15 protein-coding genes and 1 tRNA gene are annotated in these 18,204 nt (G+C 65.4%); 14 read left to right on the forward strand and 2 right to left on the reverse strand.

Annotated features, from left to right (window positions below; translation table 11 throughout):
- Positions 1-3: 3 nt before the first annotated feature.
- From V8J55_RS19115 to V8J55_RS19175, 13 genes are all read left to right on the forward strand, one after another.
- The gene (locus V8J55_RS19115; RefSeq protein ID WP_336447185.1) at positions 4-864 is read left to right on the forward strand and encodes an XrtA system polysaccharide deacetylase; all 861 of its coding nucleotides are present in this window, start codon (positions 4-6) and stop codon (positions 862-864) included.
- Positions 861-1,925, forward strand: coding sequence for a FemAB family XrtA/PEP-CTERM system-associated protein (locus tag V8J55_RS19120; RefSeq protein WP_336447186.1), 1,065 nt, complete (start codon positions 861-863; stop codon positions 1,923-1,925). The genes V8J55_RS19115 and V8J55_RS19120 overlap by 4 nt, the downstream gene beginning before the upstream one ends.
- The gene (locus V8J55_RS19125; protein ID WP_336447187.1) at positions 1,925-3,130 is read left to right on the forward strand and encodes a TIGR03087 family PEP-CTERM/XrtA system glycosyltransferase; all 1,206 of its coding nucleotides are present in this window, start codon (positions 1,925-1,927) and stop codon (positions 3,128-3,130) included. The genes V8J55_RS19120 and V8J55_RS19125 overlap by 1 nt, the downstream gene beginning before the upstream one ends.
- Positions 3,127-4,605 carry an exosortase A gene (gene xrtA, locus V8J55_RS19130; RefSeq protein ID WP_336447188.1) on the forward strand — a complete coding sequence of 493 codons (1,479 nt, stop codon included), beginning with the start codon at positions 3,127-3,129 and terminating at the stop codon, positions 4,603-4,605. Before V8J55_RS19125 ends, xrtA begins: the two co-directional genes overlap by 4 nt.
- Before the next feature lie 13 nt (positions 4,606-4,618).
- Positions 4,619-6,514 carry an XrtA/PEP-CTERM system amidotransferase gene (locus V8J55_RS19135; RefSeq protein ID WP_336447189.1) on the forward strand — a complete coding sequence of 632 codons (1,896 nt, stop codon included), beginning with the start codon at positions 4,619-4,621 and terminating at the stop codon, positions 6,512-6,514.
- A 77-nt stretch (positions 6,515-6,591) separates the two neighbouring features.
- The gene (locus tag V8J55_RS19140; RefSeq protein ID WP_336447190.1) at positions 6,592-7,776 is read left to right on the forward strand and encodes a GNAT family N-acetyltransferase; all 1,185 of its coding nucleotides are present in this window, start codon (positions 6,592-6,594) and stop codon (positions 7,774-7,776) included.
- Entirely contained in the window at positions 7,773-8,639 is an 867-nt protein-coding gene (locus tag V8J55_RS19145; protein ID WP_336447191.1) for a cupin-like domain-containing protein, read from the forward strand. Before V8J55_RS19140 ends, V8J55_RS19145 begins: the two co-directional genes overlap by 4 nt.
- An 83-nt stretch (positions 8,640-8,722) precedes the next feature.
- Complete coding sequence (infA, locus tag V8J55_RS19150; RefSeq protein ID WP_010162480.1) at positions 8,723-8,941, forward strand: translation initiation factor IF-1; 219 nt, start codon at positions 8,723-8,725, stop codon at positions 8,939-8,941.
- 20 nt (positions 8,942-8,961) lie between these two features.
- Positions 8,962-9,528 (forward strand): Maf family protein, encoded by a 567-nt coding sequence (locus V8J55_RS19155; RefSeq protein WP_336447193.1) that lies wholly within the window; start codon positions 8,962-8,964, stop codon positions 9,526-9,528.
- Positions 9,521-10,504 carry a ribonuclease gene (locus V8J55_RS19160; RefSeq protein ID WP_336447194.1) on the forward strand — a complete coding sequence of 328 codons (984 nt, stop codon included), beginning with the start codon at positions 9,521-9,523 and terminating at the stop codon, positions 10,502-10,504. Before V8J55_RS19155 ends, V8J55_RS19160 begins: the two co-directional genes overlap by 8 nt.
- Before the next feature lie 28 nt (positions 10,505-10,532).
- Complete coding sequence (locus V8J55_RS19165) at positions 10,533-10,688, forward strand: DNA gyrase inhibitor YacG (protein ID WP_443030843.1); 156 nt, start codon at positions 10,533-10,535, stop codon at positions 10,686-10,688.
- A gap of 95 nt (positions 10,689-10,783) precedes the next feature.
- A tRNA-Phe gene (locus tag V8J55_RS19170) sits at positions 10,784-10,859 on the forward strand.
- A 163-nt stretch (positions 10,860-11,022) separates the two neighbouring features.
- Positions 11,023-11,943 carry a hypothetical protein gene (locus tag V8J55_RS19175; RefSeq protein ID WP_336447195.1) on the forward strand — a complete coding sequence of 307 codons (921 nt, stop codon included), beginning with the start codon at positions 11,023-11,025 and terminating at the stop codon, positions 11,941-11,943.
- Here V8J55_RS19175 and V8J55_RS19180 read toward each other — a convergent pair.
- Both V8J55_RS19180 and V8J55_RS19185 read right to left on the reverse strand, forming a co-directional pair.
- The gene (locus tag V8J55_RS19180) at positions 11,940-13,460 is read right to left on the reverse strand and encodes a lipopolysaccharide biosynthesis protein (RefSeq protein WP_336447196.1); all 1,521 of its coding nucleotides are present in this window, start codon (positions 13,458-13,460) and stop codon (positions 11,940-11,942) included. The two genes, V8J55_RS19175 and V8J55_RS19180, sit on opposite strands and share 4 nt — an antisense overlap.
- A 48-nt stretch (positions 13,461-13,508) precedes the next feature.
- Complete coding sequence (locus V8J55_RS19185; RefSeq protein WP_336447197.1) at positions 13,509-15,230, reverse strand: sulfatase-like hydrolase/transferase; 1,722 nt, start codon at positions 15,228-15,230, stop codon at positions 13,509-13,511.
- Between the two features lie 264 nt (positions 15,231-15,494).
- Between V8J55_RS19185 and V8J55_RS19190 the strand changes: the two genes are divergently transcribed.
- Positions 15,495-18,065 (forward strand): TonB-dependent receptor, encoded by a 2,571-nt coding sequence (locus V8J55_RS19190; RefSeq protein WP_336447198.1) that lies wholly within the window; start codon positions 15,495-15,497, stop codon positions 18,063-18,065.
- Positions 18,066-18,204: the final 139 nt, after the last annotated feature.

Consider the following 18,204-nt stretch of genomic DNA (forward strand, 5'->3'; position numbering starts at 1 on the left):
AAAATGCAGAACGGCCTGTCGGTCGATGTCGAGGACTGGTTCCAGGTCGGCGCCTTTGAGCGCACGATCGACCGCGCCGACTGGCCGAGCCTCGAATGCCGCGTCGAGGCGAATTGCGACGCGGTGCTGCAAATTTTTGCCGATGCGGGCGCCAAGGGCACCTTTTTCACCTTGGGCTGGGTGGCCGAACGCTATCCCGCGCTGATCAAGCGCATCGTCGCGGCGGGGCACGAACTTGCCAGCCACGGCTATGACCATAAGCGCGTGTTCAACATGACCGCCGACGAATTCGCCGCCGACCTGAAGCAGACACAGGCGATCCTTGAAGACCTCGGCGGGGTCGCCGTGCGCGGCTATCGTGCGCCGAGCTTCTCGGTCGATACGCGCACGCCGTGGGCGCATGCGGTGCTCGCCGAACAGGGCTATGCCTATTCGTCGAGCGTCGCGCCGGTCGTCCACGACCATTATGGCTGGCCGCAAAGTCCGCGCCATGCGTGGCGCCCGCTGGCTGACAGCGCCCTCGTCGAATGGCCGGTCACCACCGCGCGCTTTGCGGGGCGGACATTGGCAGCGGGCGGCGGCGGCTTCATGCGGATGCTGCCCTATGGCTTCACGCGCTGGGCGATCGCGCGAATGAACGAAGAGGGGCATCCGGCGATCCTCTATTTCCATCCATGGGAAATCGATCCCGGCCAGCCGCGCGTCGCCGATGCGCCGATCCGGTCGAAGATCCGGCATTACAGCGGCTTATCAGCCATGGCTGGCAAGCTCAGGAAGCTGCTCGCCGACTTCGAATGGACCCGCGCCGACGACTTGCTCCCCGCGCAGCAGCAGCGCGCTTTGCCCTGGCGCGCAGCGGCGTGAACGCGCCTGTGTCGATCGACCAAAGCTTCACCGCCGCCCCGCTGTCCGACACGGCGGCGTGGGACGCCTATGTCGCCGCGCACGCGCAAGCGACGCCGTTTCACACCCGCGCGTGGTGCGAGGCGATCACCAAGGCGACCGGCCACCGCTGCCACCTCGTCACCGCGCGCGACGTCGATGGCAAGCTGACCGGCCTTCTCCCGCTCCACCATATCCGCTCGCCCCTGTTCGGTCAGGCGCTCGTCGCCAGCGGCTTCGCGGTGGGTGGCGGCATTCTCGCTGACAATGAAGCCGTGGCGGCAACGCTCGCGCAGGGCGCGGCCGACATGGCGCGCTCACTCAGCCTCCCGTCGGTCGAACTGCGCGGCGGCCCGCTGCCCGAAGGCGAGGGCTGGACTCGCGAGGACGGCGTCTACGCCGGCTTCGCCCGCGACCTCGCCGCCGCCGACGACGCAGAACTCCTCGCCATCCCGCGCAAACAGCGCGCCGAGGTCCGCAAGGCCCTCGAAAGCGGTCTCACCGTCACCACCGGCCGCTCCGAACAGGACCGCCGCGACCATTATCGCATCTATGCGACGAGCGTCCGCAATCTCGGCACCCCAGTTTTTCATAAATCATTGTTTTCATGTGTAATTGATGCCTTCGGCGATGACGCCAACATCCTCAATGTGCGCAACGATCGTGAAGTTGTGGCCAGCGTCCTCAGCCTCACTTGGCGCGGCACCGTGATGCCCTATTGGGGCGGCGGCACCACCGACGCTCGCCGCCTCCGCGCCAACGAACTCATGTACTTCGCCCTCATGCGCCACGCCCGCGAACGCGGCTGCACCCGCTTCGATTTCGGCCGCTCAAAGCTCGGCACAGGACCCTTCGCCTACAAGAAGAACTGGGGCTTCGAACCGCAACCGCTCGTCTACGCCCGCTGGCTCGCGCCCGGCGAAACCGCGCGCGACACCAACCCGAACAGCGCCAAATACCGGCTGCAAGTCGACCTTTGGAAGAAACTGCCGCTCTGGGCAGCAAACCGGATCGGCCCGCTGATCGCCCGCGGACTCGGCTAGTGGCCGAAATCCTGTTCCTCGTTCACCGCGCGCCCTGGCCCCCCGACCGCGGCGACCGGATCCGCAGCTGGCACATGTTCGAGGCGCTGGCGAAGCTGGCGCCAGTGCATGTTGTAGCGCTCGCCGACAATGCGGGCGAAGCCGCAACCGCGCAGGCAAAAATGGCGCCGCTTTGCAAGAGCCTGACGATCGAAGTGCGTAAAGCTTCGCGCCCTGTCGCACTGGCGCAGGCGGTGCTGCGCGGCGAGCCGGTGTCGAACCGTTTGTTCCGCAACGCCGCGCTGGCGCGCCATGTCGACGCGCTAATCGGGCAGGGCGCCGTCAGCCATATCGTCGCCTTCTCGGGCCAGATGGCGCAATATCTGCCCGCCCGGTTCGATGGCCTGGTGCTGATGGATTTCGTCGACGTCGATTCCGCCAAATTCGCCACCTACGCTGAACAGGACAAGCGCCAGCCGCTGAACTGGGTGCACAAACGCGAAGCGCGCGTGCTGGGCACCTATGAGGTAGGGGTTGCGCGCCGCGTCGATGCCAGCCTGTTCGTGAGCGAGGCCGAGGCGGCGTTGTTTCGCAAGCAGAGGGAACTCGGCGCGGACAAGGTCCGCGCTATCGAAAACGGCATCGACACCGACAGGTTCGACCCGGCGATCAAGTTCGATGCGGTCGGGGTGGGCGAGGGGCCGCTGGCGGTCTTCACCGGTCAGATGGATTACCGCCCCAATATCGACGCGGTGCGCTGGTTCGCGACCGACATCCTGCCGCTGATCCGCGAGCGGCATCAACACGCCCGCTTTGCGATCGTCGGTCGTGCGCCGACCGATGAAGTGCGCGCGCTCGCGGCGCTGCCCGGCGTGGCGGTCACCGGCGAGGTCCCCGATGTGCGGCCGTGGCTCGTCGCCGCCGATGCCGTGGTCGCGCCGCTGCTGCTTGCGCGCGGGGTGCAGAACAAATTGCTCGAAGCGATGGCGATGGCGCGGCCCGTCGTCGCGAGCGCCGCCGCTGCCGAGGGGATCGACGCGACGCCGGGCGAACATCTGCTCGTTGCCGATGGTGCGGCCGCGATGGCCGATGCCGTGTGCTCGCTCTTCGACGACCGATCCGGGGCGGCAAAGATGGGGCAGGCGGCGCGCGCGCGAATGATCGCGCGCTATGGCTGGGACGCCCGTCTTGCGCCGCTCGGCGAGTTGCTGGGGCTGCCCGCATGACGCGCTGGCAACGCCATCTTGCGGCGCTTGCCCTCTTGTCGGCGGCGATCTTCGCGATCTTCTGGCGTGAGGCGGCCGACGTGGCGGGTATCTGGTGGAACAGCTCGACCTTCACCCATTGCCTGCTGATCGTCCCGATGATCGGGTGGCTGGTGTCGCAGCGCGCGGCGTTGCTGCGGCCGCTGACACCGGTCTATTGGTGGCCTGCGCTGATATGGATGGCCGGCGCGGGGCTGGTGTGGCTGGTCGGTGAAGCCGCGGGGGTCGGCCTGTTCCGTCAACTGGGTCTTATTCTCATGCTGCAGGGCGCCGTCGCGGCGACGCTCGGCGAAAGGCTCGTGCGCGCTTTGCTCTTCCCGCTCGGCTATGCGCTGCTGCTGGTGCCGTTCGGTGAAGAACTGGTGCCGCTGCTCCAGACGCTCACCGCGCATATCAGCATGGTCCTGCTCCACCTGTCGGGCATCCGGGCCGAGATGGAGGGCGTCTTCATCACCACACCCGCGGGCTTCTTCGAGGTTGCCGAAGCCTGTTCGGGGGTCAATTTCCTGATCGCGATGCTCGCTTTTGCGGTGTTCGCGGCACATCTCTGCTTCCGCAGCTGGACGCGGCGGATCGTTTTTGTCCTCGCGGCGCTCGCGACGACGATCCTCGCCAACGCGCTGCGCGCTTATGGCACGATGGTCGCGGCGGAAATCTGGGGGATCGAGGTAGCGGGCGGGATCGACCATGTCTTCTATGGCTGGTTCTTCTTCGGCGCCGTGATCCTGCTCGTCATGCTCGTGGCGCGGCGCTGGTTCGATCGGCCGGCGAATGACGCTGCGGTTGACGTGCGCGGATTGGATGGGGTGCCGCGCTTTGCCGGGCGAGCAAAAACGGTATTGCCGGTCGCGCTCGCGGTTCCGTTGCTCTTTGCCGGCTGGGGCGCGCTGGTCGGCGGACGCAGCGCACCCTTGCCCGATACGATGGCAGTCGAAGCGCCGCCGGGCTGGAGCGAGGCGCGCGTCGCAACCATGGAGTGGCAGCCGCGCTTCGATGGCGCCGATCAACGGCTGCTGCGCCAGTTCGCCAACGACAAGGGGCAGGTGGTGACCGTCGCGGTCGGCGGGTACGAGCACCAGGCGGAGGGGCGCGAGGTCGTCGCCTTCGGGCAAGGCGCGATCGACCCCGACAGCAAATGGGCGTGGAGCGCCTCGCTCCCCGCAGTCGAGGGCGCGAAGACCGAGCGGCTGCTGCATCCCGGCCCGGTGTTGCGCGATGCGGCGACTTGGTATGTCGTCGGTGGCAGGGTGACCGGCGATCCGCGCCGCGCGAAGCTTGCGGGCCTCAAGGCGCGGCTACTCGGCGGCGATCCGCGCGCACTGTCGCTGATCATATCGAGCGAAGAGCGGAACGGCGGCCGCAATGCGATAGAGGATTTCCTTTCCGCGTCGGGCGGAGCCAAGGCAATGGCTGACCGCGCGCTGAAAACGCGTTAAGAGCGGTTCCTATATGTGTGGGATCGCCGGCATCTATCATCTGGAAACGGCGAAACCGGTCGACCCGGCGCGCCTGCGCGCGATGCTCCAGCCGATGCAGCATCGCGGCCCCGACGGATCGGGCGAGTGGACCGCGCCCGGGGTCGGGCTAGGCCACCTGCGCCTTTCGATCATCGACATTGCGGGCAGCCCGCAGCCGATGGCGAGCGACGACGAGATCGTCACGCTCACCTACAATGGCGAAATCTATAATTTCCGCGAGCTGCGCGCCGAGCTTGAGGATCGCGGCCACCGTTTCCGCACCAGCGGCGATACCGAGGTCATCATCGCGGCGTGGCGCCAATGGGGTCCCGATTGCCTGTCGCGCCTCAACGGCATGTTCGCCTTTGCGATCCACGATCATCAGCGCGGGTGCTTGTTCCTTGCGCGCGACCGGCTGGGCGTAAAGCCGCTCCATCATGTGCGCCTGTCGGACGGATCGGTGGCGTTCGCGTCGGAACTGAAAGGGCTGCTGCGCAATCCGCTGCTCAGGCAGGAAGCCAATCTGACCGCGATCGAGGACTTCCTCGCCTTCGGTTATGTCCCTGACGACAATTGCATCGTCGCGGGCGTCGAGAAGCTGCCCGCCGGCCATTATCTGATGCTCGAACGTGGCAAACCGGTGCCCAGACCGACGCGCTGGTGGGCGCCCGATTTCTCGAAGCGCGTCCGGGCTTCGGAAGGCGAGGCGGCCGAGCATCTCGTCCACCTGATGCGCGCCGCGGTGACCGACCGCATGGTCGCCGACGTGCCGCTCGGCGCCTTCCTGTCGGGCGGAGTCGACAGCAGCGCGGTCGTCGCGCTGATGGCCGAGGCGAGCGCGAAGGCGGTCAAGACCTGCACGATCGGGTTCGATCAGGCGGCGCTCGACGAAACCGCCTACGCCCAGCAGATCGCCGAACGCTTCGCGACCGATCACCGGACGCGCACCGTGTCGTCGGGCGACTTCACGCTGGTCGACAAGATCGCCGACCAGTTCGACGAGCCCTTTGCCGATGCGAGCGCCCTGCCGACCTATCGTGTGTGCGAACTCGCGCGCGAAGAGGTGACGGTGGCGCTCTCGGGCGATGGTGCCGACGAAGCCTTCGCCGGCTACCGCCGCCTGGTGTTCCAGCATCAGGAGGAGAAGCTGCGCGGGCTGATTCCGGGCTTCCTGCGCCGCGGCGTGCTCGGGCCATTGTCGCATGTGTGGCCGCAGATGGATTGGGCGCCGCGCCCGCTCCGCGCGCGCGCGACGCTCGCCAGCCTGTCGAAAAGCGGGGCGGAGGGCTATGCCGAAGCGGTCGGGGTGACTGGGCAGGCGCAGCGTTCGCGGCTGTTCAACGACGCCGCGCATCATGCACTCGGCGATCATGTCGCCGAGACGCGATACTGGAAGGCGATGGCCGAGGCGCCCGCGCGCGAGCCGCTCGACCGCGCGCAATATGCCGATCTCCAGATATGGCTCCCCGGCGACATCCTGACCAAGACCGACCGGATGAGCATGGCGGTCAGCCTCGAGGCGCGCGAGCCGTTGCTCGACTATCGGCTGATCGAATTCGCCGCGAGCCTGCCCGCATCGATGCGCGTCAAGCGCGGGACCGGCAAGGCGATCATGAAGCAGGCGATGGAACGCTATCTGCCGAACGACATCCTCTATCGGCCCAAGATGGGGTTCGTGACGCCAGTGTCGCACTGGTTTCGAGGGCCGCTCGTCGAGGCCGCGAAGGGGTTGGCGACCTCATCGACGCTCGCGCGCTCGGGCTGGTTCGACATGGCCGAAATCGAACGCATCGTCGCGGCGCACCAATCGGGGCGGCGCGATCATGGACGGCTGATCTGGCAATTCTTCATGCTGGAAAAGTCGCTGGCCAAACTGTTCGGGATCTGATTCTTCCTCCTTGGAAGGAAGGAGGATGAGATGATTTGCCACCCATCCTTAACGCTTGGCTGCTAGGCTCGCTGCCGATGACGGTCCATCCTGCCTTTCCGACAAGCGCCGCCGAAGCCGCGCCGCTCACGGTGCGCGTTGTCGATCCGCTCGCGCTGTCACCCGACCTTGCCGCGCAGTGGGACCGGCTGGCCGACGCGACAAGCGAGCCCAATCCCTTTGCCGAGCGCTGGTGCCTGCAATCGGCGCTGCACCTGTTCGATCCCGAACGGCACGCGCGGCTGGTGCTTGTGCGCGACGGCAGTGACGGGCCGGTGATCGGCATCATGCCGCTCGCCCCCGCAACGCATTATGGCCGCGTGCCGCTGCGGCATGTCACGGGCTGGGCGCATCCCAATCATTTCCTCGGCAGCCCGCTCGTGCGAGCGGGTTTCGAAAGCCTGTTCTGGTCGATCCTGCTCGGCTGGTGCGACGCGGCGCCATGGGCGCGCACCCTAGTGCATGTGCCGCGGCTGACCGAAGGCGGCCCGCTGCACCGCGCGCTCGTCGATGTCGCACGGATGCGTGGCGGCGAGGCCGAGGTGGTGCACCGCGAGGAACGCGCGCTGCTCGAAAGCAATCTGTCGCCAGAGGAATATTGGGACGCCGCGGTGCGCGCGAAGAAGCGCAAGGAATTGCGGCGGCAGGCGAACCGGCTCGCCGAGCAGGGCATGGTGCAATTTCGCCGCTGGCAGCCGGACGAGGCAATCGATCCGTGGATCGATGCCTTCCTCGACCTCGAGGCGCGCGGCTGGAAGGGACGCGCCAAATCGGCGCTCGCGAGCCAGAGCGACACGCAGGCGTGGTTCCGCGCGATCCTCGTCGCGGCGGGCGATGCTGGCCGGCTCGACATGCGCGCACTCGATCTGGACGACCGTCCGCTTGCCATGCTCGTCAACTTCCTTTGCCCGCCCGGCGGCTTTTCGTTCAAGACCGCGTTTGACGAGGATTATGCCCGTTTCTCGCCCGGCGTGCTGTTGCAACAGGCTAACCTCGACCTGCTCGACGACCCGAAAATCGACTGGGTCGACAGCTGCGCGGCGCCTGGTCATCCGATGATCGACAGCGTCTGGCGCGAACGCCGCGCGCTTGTCTGGATCAACGTCCCTTTGTCGGCCGCCCCGGACAGGCTTCGTTTCGCTATGCTGACGAAGACCGAGCGGCTCTGGCGGCGCTGGAAGGGTGCCGCTGCGCCCGAAAATGAAGTAGAAAGCCCGTTATGACCGCGCTCCAGCCGATCACCCGCCCGGTATTCCCCGCCGAAACGCTCGAGCGGATGACCGCCCTCTATCCGCTGCAAGCGGGGCTGCTGCACCATCATCTGCCCGATCACCCGCTACTCACGCTCGAAGCGCTCGCACAGCTCGGCGAAAGCCTGCCCGCGAGCGAGGTCGAGTATAATCCGGGCAATGTCCCGATCGGCATTCGCCCCGAAGACATCCCTTCGAACGGCCTGTCGATCGGCGAGACGATCCGCACGATCGACAGCAACGGCAGCTGGGCGGTGCTCAAGAATATCGAGAATGTCGAAGCCTATCGAACGCTGTTGATGGACCTGCTCGGCGAACTGGAAGCCGTGGTCGAGCCGCGCACGGGCGCGATGCTGACGCCGCAGGGATTCATCTTCATCTCGTCGCCGGGGTCGATTACGCCGTTTCACTTCGATCCCGAGCATAATATCCTGCTGCAACTGCGCGGCACAAAGGTGATGAACGTCTGGCCGTCGGGCGACGAACGCTTCGCGCATCGCAGCGAGCATGAACGCTATCACACCGGCGGTCACCGCAACCTGCCGTGGCAGGACGATTATCATGGCGATGCACAGCAGGTGCCGCTCGGCCCCGGCGATGCGGTGCTGATGCCGGTGATGGCGCCGCATTTCGTCGCCAATGGCAATGCGCCGTCGATCTCGCTGTCGATCACCTGGCGCAGCGAGTGGAGCTATCGCGAGTCCGAGGCGCATGCCGCCAATGCGACCTTGCGCCGCCTGGGGCTCGACCCTGCGATGCCGCCGCGCTGGCCGAGCTATGCCTGGATGAAAACCATTGGCTGGCGCATCGCGCGCAGGCTCAAACTCGTCGCCTGAAACCGCCTGTGACAGATTGCTTTCAATTGGCACAAATTGGCGTTATGGGCCCGCATCCTTGATTTCGAGCCCATAGAGGACTGATGGCGAAAGAAGAACTTCTGGAAATGCGCGGCCAAGTGGTCGAACTGCTGCCCAACGCGATGTTTCGCGTCAAACTGGAAAATGACCACGAGATTCTGGGTCACACCGCCGGCAAGATGCGCAAGAATCGAATCCGCGTTCTGGTGGGCGACGAAGTGCTCGTCGAACTCACCCCTTATGACCTGACCAAGGGTCGGATCACCTATCGCTTCAAGTGAGCAGCGCGGCGAACTTTCCCGTGCTCGTGCTTGCTTCGACATCGCCGCGCCGGCGCGAATTGCTGGCGCGGATCGGCCTTGTGCCGTCACGCATCGCTGCGCCTGAAATCGACGAGACCCCGCTGAAGGCCGAGCTGCCGCGTGACTATGTCGCGCGGCTTGCCAAGGGCAAGGCGCTCGCGGTCGAGCGCGCGCCGGACGAGGTCGTGCTCGCGGGCGATACCACCGTCGCGGTGGGCCGCCGTATCCTCGAAAAGCCCACCGACGAGGCCGATCTGCGCCGGATGCTCGGGCTCCTGTCGGGGCGGCGGCACCATGTCTATTCGGGGATTTGCGTTGTCGGAACCGACGGAAAGGCCCGCGTGCGCGTCGTCGATACCGTCGTCGCGTTCAAGGCGCTGAGCGCCGCCGAGATCGACCGCTATATCGAATCGGGCGAAGGCATGGGCAAGGCGGGGGGCTATGCGATCCAGGGCCGCGCTGAAACCTTCGTCCGTTTCCTGTCGGGCAGCCATTCGAACGTCGTCGGCCTGCCATTGTTCGAAACGCGCGCGTTGTTGACGAGCGCGGGAATCGCGCTTGGCTGAGTGGCTCTACGAAGCCGGAATCGGCGAGGCGCGCGCGGCGCTGGTCGAGGATGGCGCGATCGTCGAAGCCCGGATCGAGCGTGACCATGAAGGACCGCCCGTCGGTACCGTGCAACATGCCCGGCTGATCGAGGCTGGGAAAAAGCCGCTGGCCATGCTCGACGGGTCCGGCGAACAGCTTGTCTCACTCGCCAGATTGCCGCCCGGCATCCCGATCGGCTCGCAGTTGAAGGTGGAAATCACCCGCGCGGCGCTGATGGAGCGCGGCCGCGACAAGCTCGGACGAGCGAAGATCGCCGATCCCGACGCGGCGGTGGGACCCGGCCCCGACCTGCGCGTGCGGATCGCGGCGAGCGGGGTGAAGGTCGTCGATCTCGGCGCACCCGGACCCGACCGTTTGGAAGAAGCGGGCTGGTCGGAGATCGTCGGTCATGTGCAAACCGGCCATTGGCCGTTCGGCGATGGCGCACTGTGGGTCGATGCGACCCCGGCGATGGTGCTGATCGACATCGACGGCGATGATGACCCGCTGGCGCTGGCCAAGGCGGGTGCGGCCGCCGCGGTCAGGGTGATTCGCTGCTGCGACATCACGGGATCGATCGGGATCGATTTCCCGTCGCTGGCGCGCCGGGCCGATCGGCTTGTGATCGATGCGCTGATCGATACGCTTTTGCCGCAGCCCTTCGAGCGCACCGCGGTCAACGGGTTCGGCCTGATGCAGATCATCCGCCGCCGCGTGCGGCCCTCGCTGATCGAACAGATACGGCTCGATCCCGTCGCCACCGACGGCGCCCTGCTGCTGCGGCAGGCGGAACGCGCGGTGGGGGCGGGGGTTCTGAAACTGACCGCGCGTCCGGCGGTCATCGATCATCTCGGCCGCCAGCCGCGCTGGATCGAAATGCTGCAAAGACGTACAGGCCGGCCGGTCGAACTGATCGCCGACGCCCAGATCAAAGGAATGGGCCATCCCCAATAACACATCCGCCAAATCGCAATCCTGCCCGCTGTGCGGCAAGCCGCGCGAGCCCGAATATAAGCCCTTTTGCAGCCGCGGCTGCCGCGATCGCGACTTGCTCACCTGGTTCGGCGAAGGCTATCGTGTGCCGGTCGACCAGGCGCCCGACGGCACTGCCGAGGACGATCGTTTCGACGAAGGCTGACCCCAAAATAGAGCGTCACAAAGCCTCTGGACAGGATGCAAAGCCCTGCCTATAGCCGCCGCTCGCCAGCGCGACCGACCGGTCGTAGCGGCCGTGCCCGGGTAGCTCAGTTGGTAGAGCATGCGATTGAAAATCGCAGTGTCGGCGGTTCGACCCCGTCCCCGGGCACCACTTTTCTCCTCCCGGACATGTCACACTCTGCACGCCGATTGCGATCGCCTGCAGACACCCGAATTTCGCCGGCAAGAAACGTCCTGAAAGGACGCAAATGCGTCGATTTTCGCCTCTACCAATGGGCTGTTCTGCGTGTTACTGCCGCGCGATGAACAGGATCGTGAACAAACTCAACCGGTTGTGGAAAGAGCGCGCGCACCGCGCCGCGGCACATGCGGTACTGGATACCCCCCCGATCGTGCCGGCCGATGACGGGCTGATCCTGTTTTCCATGATCGGCACGCGGGTGCTGCTGCCCTATCTGGTCGCGGTCAAATCGCTGCACGCACAGCTTCGCAAAGGGCGCATCGTCATTCTCGACGACGGGACACTCACTGACGCCGACCGGCAGATACTGGCGACGCACCTTGGAAAACCGCACATTGTGTCGATCGCGGATATCGATACCGCGCCTTGTCCGCGCGGCCAGGTCTGGGAACGCCTTCTCGCGCTTCTGGACATGCGGGCCGGCGATTATGTGATCCAGCTCGATTCGGACACGGTAACGCTGGGCGAGGTGCCGGAGATCGCCGCCGCGATCATGCAAAATCGCAGCTTCACATTGCGCGGCGATCCCGATTCCGAGCTGTTGTCCTTCGCTGAAATGGCGGCAAAGTCCGATGACGACGCGTTTCTCCACAATCCCGAGGCGCATGTGCAGGGTGCGATCGAATGTGGTCTCGACCGCGTTTCGCTGCCCACGCTCACGAACCCGCGCTATGTGCGCGGATGTGCGGGTTTTGCTGGTTTCGCGCGTGGCGGCGACGGGCGCGCGCTTGCCGAGGCGTTTTCACGCGAGGCCGAACGACTGCTGGGAGTCGAGCGCTGGGCGCGGTGGGGCAGCGAGCAGGTGACGTCGAACATCGTTATCGCCAACGAACCCGACCCGTTGCTGCTGCCTTACGATCATTATCTCAATTTCTGGGACGAAGGCGTGCCGGCCGACGCACGGTTCGTCCATTTTATCGGCAGTTATCGTTTTAGCGGCAATGCCTATATCGATGCGACGCGCGCGGCTGTCGCGGCACTCGGTCGCGCTTAGGTAGCGACGGCCGGAGCGGCCGGCATGCGTCGTCCGCGCACCAGTTCGATCAGGTCGCGCACCGTCTCGCGCGCGAACAACGCCAGCCACAGGCAATAGATCGGCCCTCCGGTTGCGACGAGCACCGCCAGCCGCAGGGGCTCGGGCAGCGCGGGCAGCATACGATCGACCAGCATCACCACCGCGGCCATGGCGGTGGCCGCGAGAATCGGCGGGGCGACCGCGCGCAACAGCTCGCTCGCCCGGACGCCGACAACGGGCAAGCTCCGGACGGCGGCAAAGATGAGCAGCAACGGATAGGCGACCAGCCAGGCCCATGCGATGCCGATGATTCCCCATTGCGCGCCGACCAGAAATACCGCCGGCATCAGCAGCGCCCCTGCCGCGGCATTGCCCGACGCGATGCCCGGGCGGCCGAGCGCGTCGGTTGCGGGACGAAGCAGGGTGAACAAGGTCCAGAAGGGCATGGCGAGCGCCAGCGGCAGCAGTAACGGCACAATCTCGCGCCATTTCTCGCCGAGCAGCGTGAGCACGAGCGGCTCCGCCACCGCGGCGAGGCCGAAGAAGAACGGCATGGCCGCGACCATGATCGCGCGCGTTGAGCGCGTGAAGCCCGCGGCCAGCGCGGGCCGATCATTCTGCATTCGCGAATAGGCGGCAAAGGCCACCTCGTTGAGCGGCGGCACGACCTTGTTGTTGAAGATCTGTGTCAGCAGCAGCGCGGTCGTATAGATGCCGACCAGATGCGCCTCGAACCAGCGGCCGGCGACCAATATGTCCGCCTGGCTCTGGACGAAGCCGAAAAACTGCGCGACCGCGATCAGCCCGCCATAGCGCGCGATCGAACCCGCGCCGCGAAAATCGAAGCTGGGCCACATCCAGCTGCGCGCCGCGATCGTCAGGCCCAAGGCCCGCGTCGCGAACATGGCGATCGGTGCCCAGACCAGTGCCCACACGCCCCAGCCGGCCAGCGCGCCGCCGAGCGCGACCCCCGCGCCGATCAGCGCGGAGACGAGGTTGACCTGCGCCTGACGCTGAAACTCCAGCGAGCGTGCGAGCTGCGCATAGGCGAGCGCCGAGAAGGGGATAGTGAGATAGATTAGCGCCTGCACCCGGAGCAGATCGGCGACCATCGGCTGGCGATAATAGGCGGCGGCCAAGGGAGCACAAGCAATCTGCGCGACCGCGAGCGCGCCGTTGAGCAGCAGCAGCAGCCCGAAAATCTGCCTCAGCTCGTGGGCGGCAACCTCGTCGCGCTGGATCACGGCGCTGGCGAGACCGTAACCGTTGAGCAGGTTGAACAGCATCAACATCACTTGGGTGAGCGCGAACAGGCCATAATCTTCGGGCGTCAGGATACGGATGACGAGGAAGGTGGAGGCCCAGGCGACGATCTGCCCCGCAATCTGCGACCCCGAGCGCCAGATCACCGCGCGGCGGATCCGCTGACCGAAATCGGGTTCGGTTGCGATATCCGGGCCGAGTGCCGTTTCGGGGGGGCTGGAGGGACCTGACATGGCGGCGAGCCTAGCAACTATTCGTTGGCAAAGCATTGCACGCGCGCGTCATCGCGGTGCGGCGCCGATTTTGCGCTCGGCATAGTCGCCGACCGGCGGCCGCGCCACCAAGGCGCGCTCGACCTTGACCCATATCGGCTTGCGCCCCAGCCGCGCGTTGAACAGGCTGTTGAATGTCGCCGGATCGGAAGCGGGGGAGTCGAGCGCTTCACCATATTCGCGGCGCACCGCTGCGCGATCATAGCCCATCGCATTCAGCAGCGTCGAAAAGATGCGGTAGTGGCTCGATGCATCGAAATGGCGCTTCGCGGCGGCTTCCCAATGACCGGGCGCGCCGATGATTGCGAGGGGGACCGCGCCCTCCTCGCTGACCGGCGACGGGCTGCAATGCGTCGTCGTTCCCGAATCGCCGCGCTCGTGCAGATTCTGACCGTGATCGGACGTATAGACGATCAGCGCGCCGTCGAGCCGGGCGCCGGCGAACAATCGGTCGAAGAAGCCGCCCACCGTCCACGCAACCGTGTTGCGATAGGCGTTGCGGTAGAGCCGCCAGCTTTCGGTGCCGCTGTACAGATTTTCCGGAAGCTGGGTTTCGGTCACGACCGCGGATTCGTCGCGCGGCAGCGCGGGCCGGAAAATATCGCCGCTGTCGGGATATTTGTCGGCGACAGGGAAATGCGCGCCCATCTTGTTGACGAGGATGAATTCGCGCCGGTCGTTGCCCAGCGCCGCGATCAGTGCATCCGCCGCCGCCATGTCGCGGTCGACGACGGGTATATCGTCAAACTGGACGATATGATCGATGTGCCGCCGCTCGGTATCGTCCATGCCGTTCTGATAGGCGCCGCCGGTTCGCTGCGCGTCGATGTAGATCGTCGCGAAGCCGGCGTGCTTCGCATAAGCGAAGATCGACGGCATCGTGGCATTGATCCGGTGATAGGCGTCGCGTGTCCCGCCGTAGCGAAGCGTCAGATTGCTTCCGAAACTGCAATTGGCGATCGACGCGGCGAGCCCGAAATTGCTGACGGCGATGCCGGGGGGCGGCGATGTCAGCCCGGATCGCACGCCCGCGGTATCGTTGATGTCGAGGTATCGGCCGGCGATGCTTTCGTCGACGATCAGGATGATGTCGCCCTGTTTCGGCTCCAGGCGATGCGCGATGGTCACCGGTTGGCGCGTCGTCGACGGCTGCGTTGCGGCTTCGAATGCCGCGAGCGCCGAATAGGCGGTTCCGACCCAGGCGTTCGGCAGCCCGCGGCCACCTTCGCCCCCGCGCACGAACAGCAGGATGGTTAGCATCGCGAGCCCCGCCAGCGGCGCGAGCGCCGCAGCGAAGTTGGGCAGGGCGCGCCGGGCGCCGGGCTTCAGCCCGACGCCGACAAAGAGGAAGAATGCACCGGCGGCGGCCCATGCGATCGACGCGCCATATTGCGCGACGGCATCGTCGGCGAAGCCTGCCGAATGGACCATGGTGACGAAGGCGTCGTAGCTCATCGCATCGGCCGTGGCATCCTGAAAGCTGCCGACGAAGATTGTGGCGAGCGCAAACACCACGGCCCAGCCCCAGCGCAGCAATGGCCGGCGGATGAAGGCCGCGCCCCACAGGCAAGCGATCAGGCCGCCATAGAGGCCGGCGTAGAGCAGGAGGGGCGGGGACAGTCCCAGCATGGCGATCCGCGCGGCGATGCCGGGAAGCTCAAAGGCCAGGCCGAATGCCAGCAGCAGTGTTTTGATCAGCGTGTTCGGGCTCGGCCGGGTCTGTGCCCGCATCGCTTGTCCTTCGTCTTCCGGGGCTGAGCCATTTGGCAGATTGCCTAATACACGTTTCGCATTTGACACATAACTGTAACCAACTCGAACGTTCGCCGTAACGTAAACTGTTGCTTTTTAGTCACGAATTCACGGAAAATCGGCCGTTTCGCGCGTGCGCGCGTTGACGCCGCCGGGGCGGGCGTTAGACCGGGAGCTTACCACCGGGCATCTCCCGATAAGCCTTTGGCTGCGCCTCGGTGGGTTTGGAGAGAGAGACTGACCATGACTTTGCGCAACATTCTGTTGGGCGCCACCGTGCTGTGCGCCGCCACCACCCCCGTCTATGCCTTCGCCCAGGATGCCGCGCCGGCCGACGCCGGAACGACGGCCGATGACACCGATTATGGCAACGACATCATCGTCACCGCCAGCAAGCGTTCGCAGACGCTGCAGGACACGCCGGTCGCGGTCTCGGTGACGTCGGCGGCGCAGCTTGAAGAATCGCAGATCCGCGACCTCATCGACCTGCAATCGTCGGTCCCCAGCCTGCGCGTGTCGCAGCTCCAGTCGAGCGCGAACACCAACTTCATCATTCGCGGCTTCGGCAACGGCGCGAACAACGCCGGTATCGAACCGTCGGTCGGCGTGTTCATCGACGGCGTCTATCGCTCGCGTTCGGCCGCCCAGATCGGCGACCTTCCGAACGTCGAGCGCATCGAAGTGCTGCGCGGCCCGCAGTCGACTTTGTTCGGCAAGAACGCATCGGCGGGCGTCATCAGCATCGTCACGCAAAAGCCGCAGTATGAATTCGGCGGCTCGGCCGAAGTCACCTATGGCAATTATGACGCGATCACAGTCAAGGGCGACGTCACCGGCCCGATCAGCGAAACCATCGCCTTCTCGATCGGCGGCAGCTACAACCGCCGCGATGGTTATGCGCAGGATCTGAAGCTCGGCACCGACGTCAACGACCGCAATCGTTGGGGCGTTCGCGGCCAGCTTTTGTTCGAACCGACCGACGCGCTGTCGATCCGCCTGATCGGCGACTATGACAAGATCGACGAAAATTGCTGCATCGCGGGCAATGTCATCGCCGGCCCGACCGTCGCGATCACCAACGCGCTCGCTGGCGGCCCCAGCGTCGATGCAAACGACCCCTTCTCGTACGAGGTCTACAACAACTTCCTGTCGTCGAATAAGATCAAGAATTATGGCGGTTCGGCGCAGATCGACTATGATCTCGGCAATCTCGCGCTGACCTCGATCACCGCGTACCGCAAGGTGCAGGCCGACACGAACCAGGATTCGGACTTCACCAGTGCCGACCTGATCGGCGAGAAGAGCGACAATGTCGGCATCGACACGTTCACGCAGGAAATCCGCCTGACATCGGACTTCGACGGCCCGCTCAACTTCCTGATCGGCGGCTATTATTTCAACGAAAAGGTCGACCAGCAGAGCGCGATCAAGTTCGGAAACCATTTCCGTCCTTACGGTGATGCATTGATTCGCGCGGCGAGCGGCAACGCGCTCAACGTCGCGATGCTCGAGGCGACGTTCGGTGCGCTTGAAGGGAACCCGGCGAAGTACGCGGGCACTTTCTTCCGCGCGGGCACCGGACTCGACGAAGATTATCAGATGAAGAACGAGGCCTTCTCGATCTTCGGCACTGTCGATTTCGAGGTCACCGATCGCCTGACGCTGACCCTCGGCGGCAACTATACGAAGGATCGCAAGCGTTTCTCGACCAATGTCGTCAGCAGCGATGTGTTCTCGGGCGTCAATCTTGACGCGGCTGCCTACACGCCGTTCCGTCAGGCGCTGCTGATCGGTCAGGGTGTTCCCGCACCGACTGCCGCCTTCTTGGCCGCAAATCCGACGCTGACGCTGCCCGATGGGCGCAGCGCGAATCCGCTGGCCGGCCTCAAGGCGTTCCAGTTCTTGCCGCCCTTCCTCAACATCCCGAACGCGGTCGAAAGCGGCAAGACGAACGACGGCGACTTCTCGTACAGCGTCCGCGCCGCCTATGAGCTCACCGACACGGTCAATATCTATGCAACCTATGCGACGGGCTTCAAGGCTAGCTCGGTCAACCTGTCGCGCGATAGCCGTCCGCTTGCTTCGGATCTTGCGGCGATTACCGCTGGGGGTCTGCGTACCCCGAACCTCGTGGCGGGTTCGCGCTTTGCCGATCCCGAAGAATCGACCGTCTATGAGTTCGGCTTGAAGGGCCAGTGGGACGTTGCGGCGGTGAACGTCGCGGTGTTCAAGCAGTCGATCAAGGGCTTCCAGTCGAACATCTTCACCGGCACCGGTTTTGCGCTCGCGAATGCCGGCAAGCAGTCGACGTTCGGGATCGAGTTCGACGGCTCGGTGCGTCCGGTCGCCGGGCTTAACCTGACGCTCGCGGCGACCTATCTCGACGCCAAATATGACAGCTTCGTCAATTCGGCATTCGGCGACATCTCGGGCAGCACGCCTGCGGGCATCCCCGAACTGTCGCTGTCGCTCGGCGGCACCTACACCCACGAATTCGCGGGCGGGACGAAGGCGATCGCGCACGTCGACTATGCGTATGAAAGCCCGGTTCAGATCGTCGAAGGCATGGGCGGCTTCCCGACGCAGGCGCAAGGGCTGCTGATCGCACAGAACCTGAAGCGCGAGGTCAACTCGCTCAACGCGTCGTTCACGATCCGGCTGACCAACGGCATCGACGTGGGCGTGTGGGGCCGCAACCTCACCAACGCGCAATATCTGACGACGGTCTTCCCGGCGGTCGCACAGGCGGGCAGCGTCTCGGGTTACCCGAGCCAGCCGCGCACCTATGGCGGGACTATCCGCTACAAATTCTGATCAGCGGGCCAAAGAGGGGCGGTCGCGGCCGTCCCGCTTACCCTGCCTGACAGGCAAGAAGGGCTCGGTCGTTCGCAGGAACGGCCGGGCCTTTCCTTTGATTTCCTGGCGATATGGCCGATGCCTGATGCGGGGGCGG

The sequence above is a fragment of the Sphingopyxis sp. CCNWLW2 genome (genome assembly GCF_037095755.1).
Classification (GTDB): domain Bacteria; phylum Pseudomonadota; class Alphaproteobacteria; order Sphingomonadales; family Sphingomonadaceae; genus Sphingopyxis.

Excerpts from the sequence above, each read along its gene's own strand:
- V8J55_RS19115 (WP_336447185.1), top strand. The coding sequence starts at position 4 with ATGCAGAACGGCCTGTCGGTCGATGTCGAGGACTGGTTCCAGGTCGGC.
- xrtA (WP_336447188.1), top strand. The coding sequence starts at position 3,127 with ATGACGCGCTGGCAACGCCATCTTGCGGCGCTTGCCCTCTTGTCGGCG.
- V8J55_RS19135 (WP_336447189.1), top strand. The coding sequence starts at position 4,619 with ATGTGTGGGATCGCCGGCATCTATCATCTGGAAACGGCGAAACCGGTC.
- V8J55_RS19140 (WP_336447190.1), top strand. The coding sequence starts at position 6,592 with ATGACGGTCCATCCTGCCTTTCCGACAAGCGCCGCCGAAGCCGCGCCG.
- V8J55_RS19145 (WP_336447191.1), top strand. The coding sequence starts at position 7,773 with ATGACCGCGCTCCAGCCGATCACCCGCCCGGTATTCCCCGCCGAAACG.
- infA (WP_010162480.1), top strand. The coding sequence starts at position 8,723 with ATGGCGAAAGAAGAACTTCTGGAAATGCGCGGCCAAGTGGTCGAACTG.
- V8J55_RS19180 (WP_336447196.1), bottom strand. The coding sequence starts at position 13,460 with ATGTCAGGTCCCTCCAGCCCCCCCGAAACGGCACTCGGCCCGGATATC.
- V8J55_RS19185 (WP_336447197.1), bottom strand. The coding sequence starts at position 15,230 with ATGCGGGCACAGACCCGGCCGAGCCCGAACACGCTGATCAAAACACTG.
- V8J55_RS19190 (WP_336447198.1), top strand. The coding sequence starts at position 15,495 with ATGACTTTGCGCAACATTCTGTTGGGCGCCACCGTGCTGTGCGCCGCC.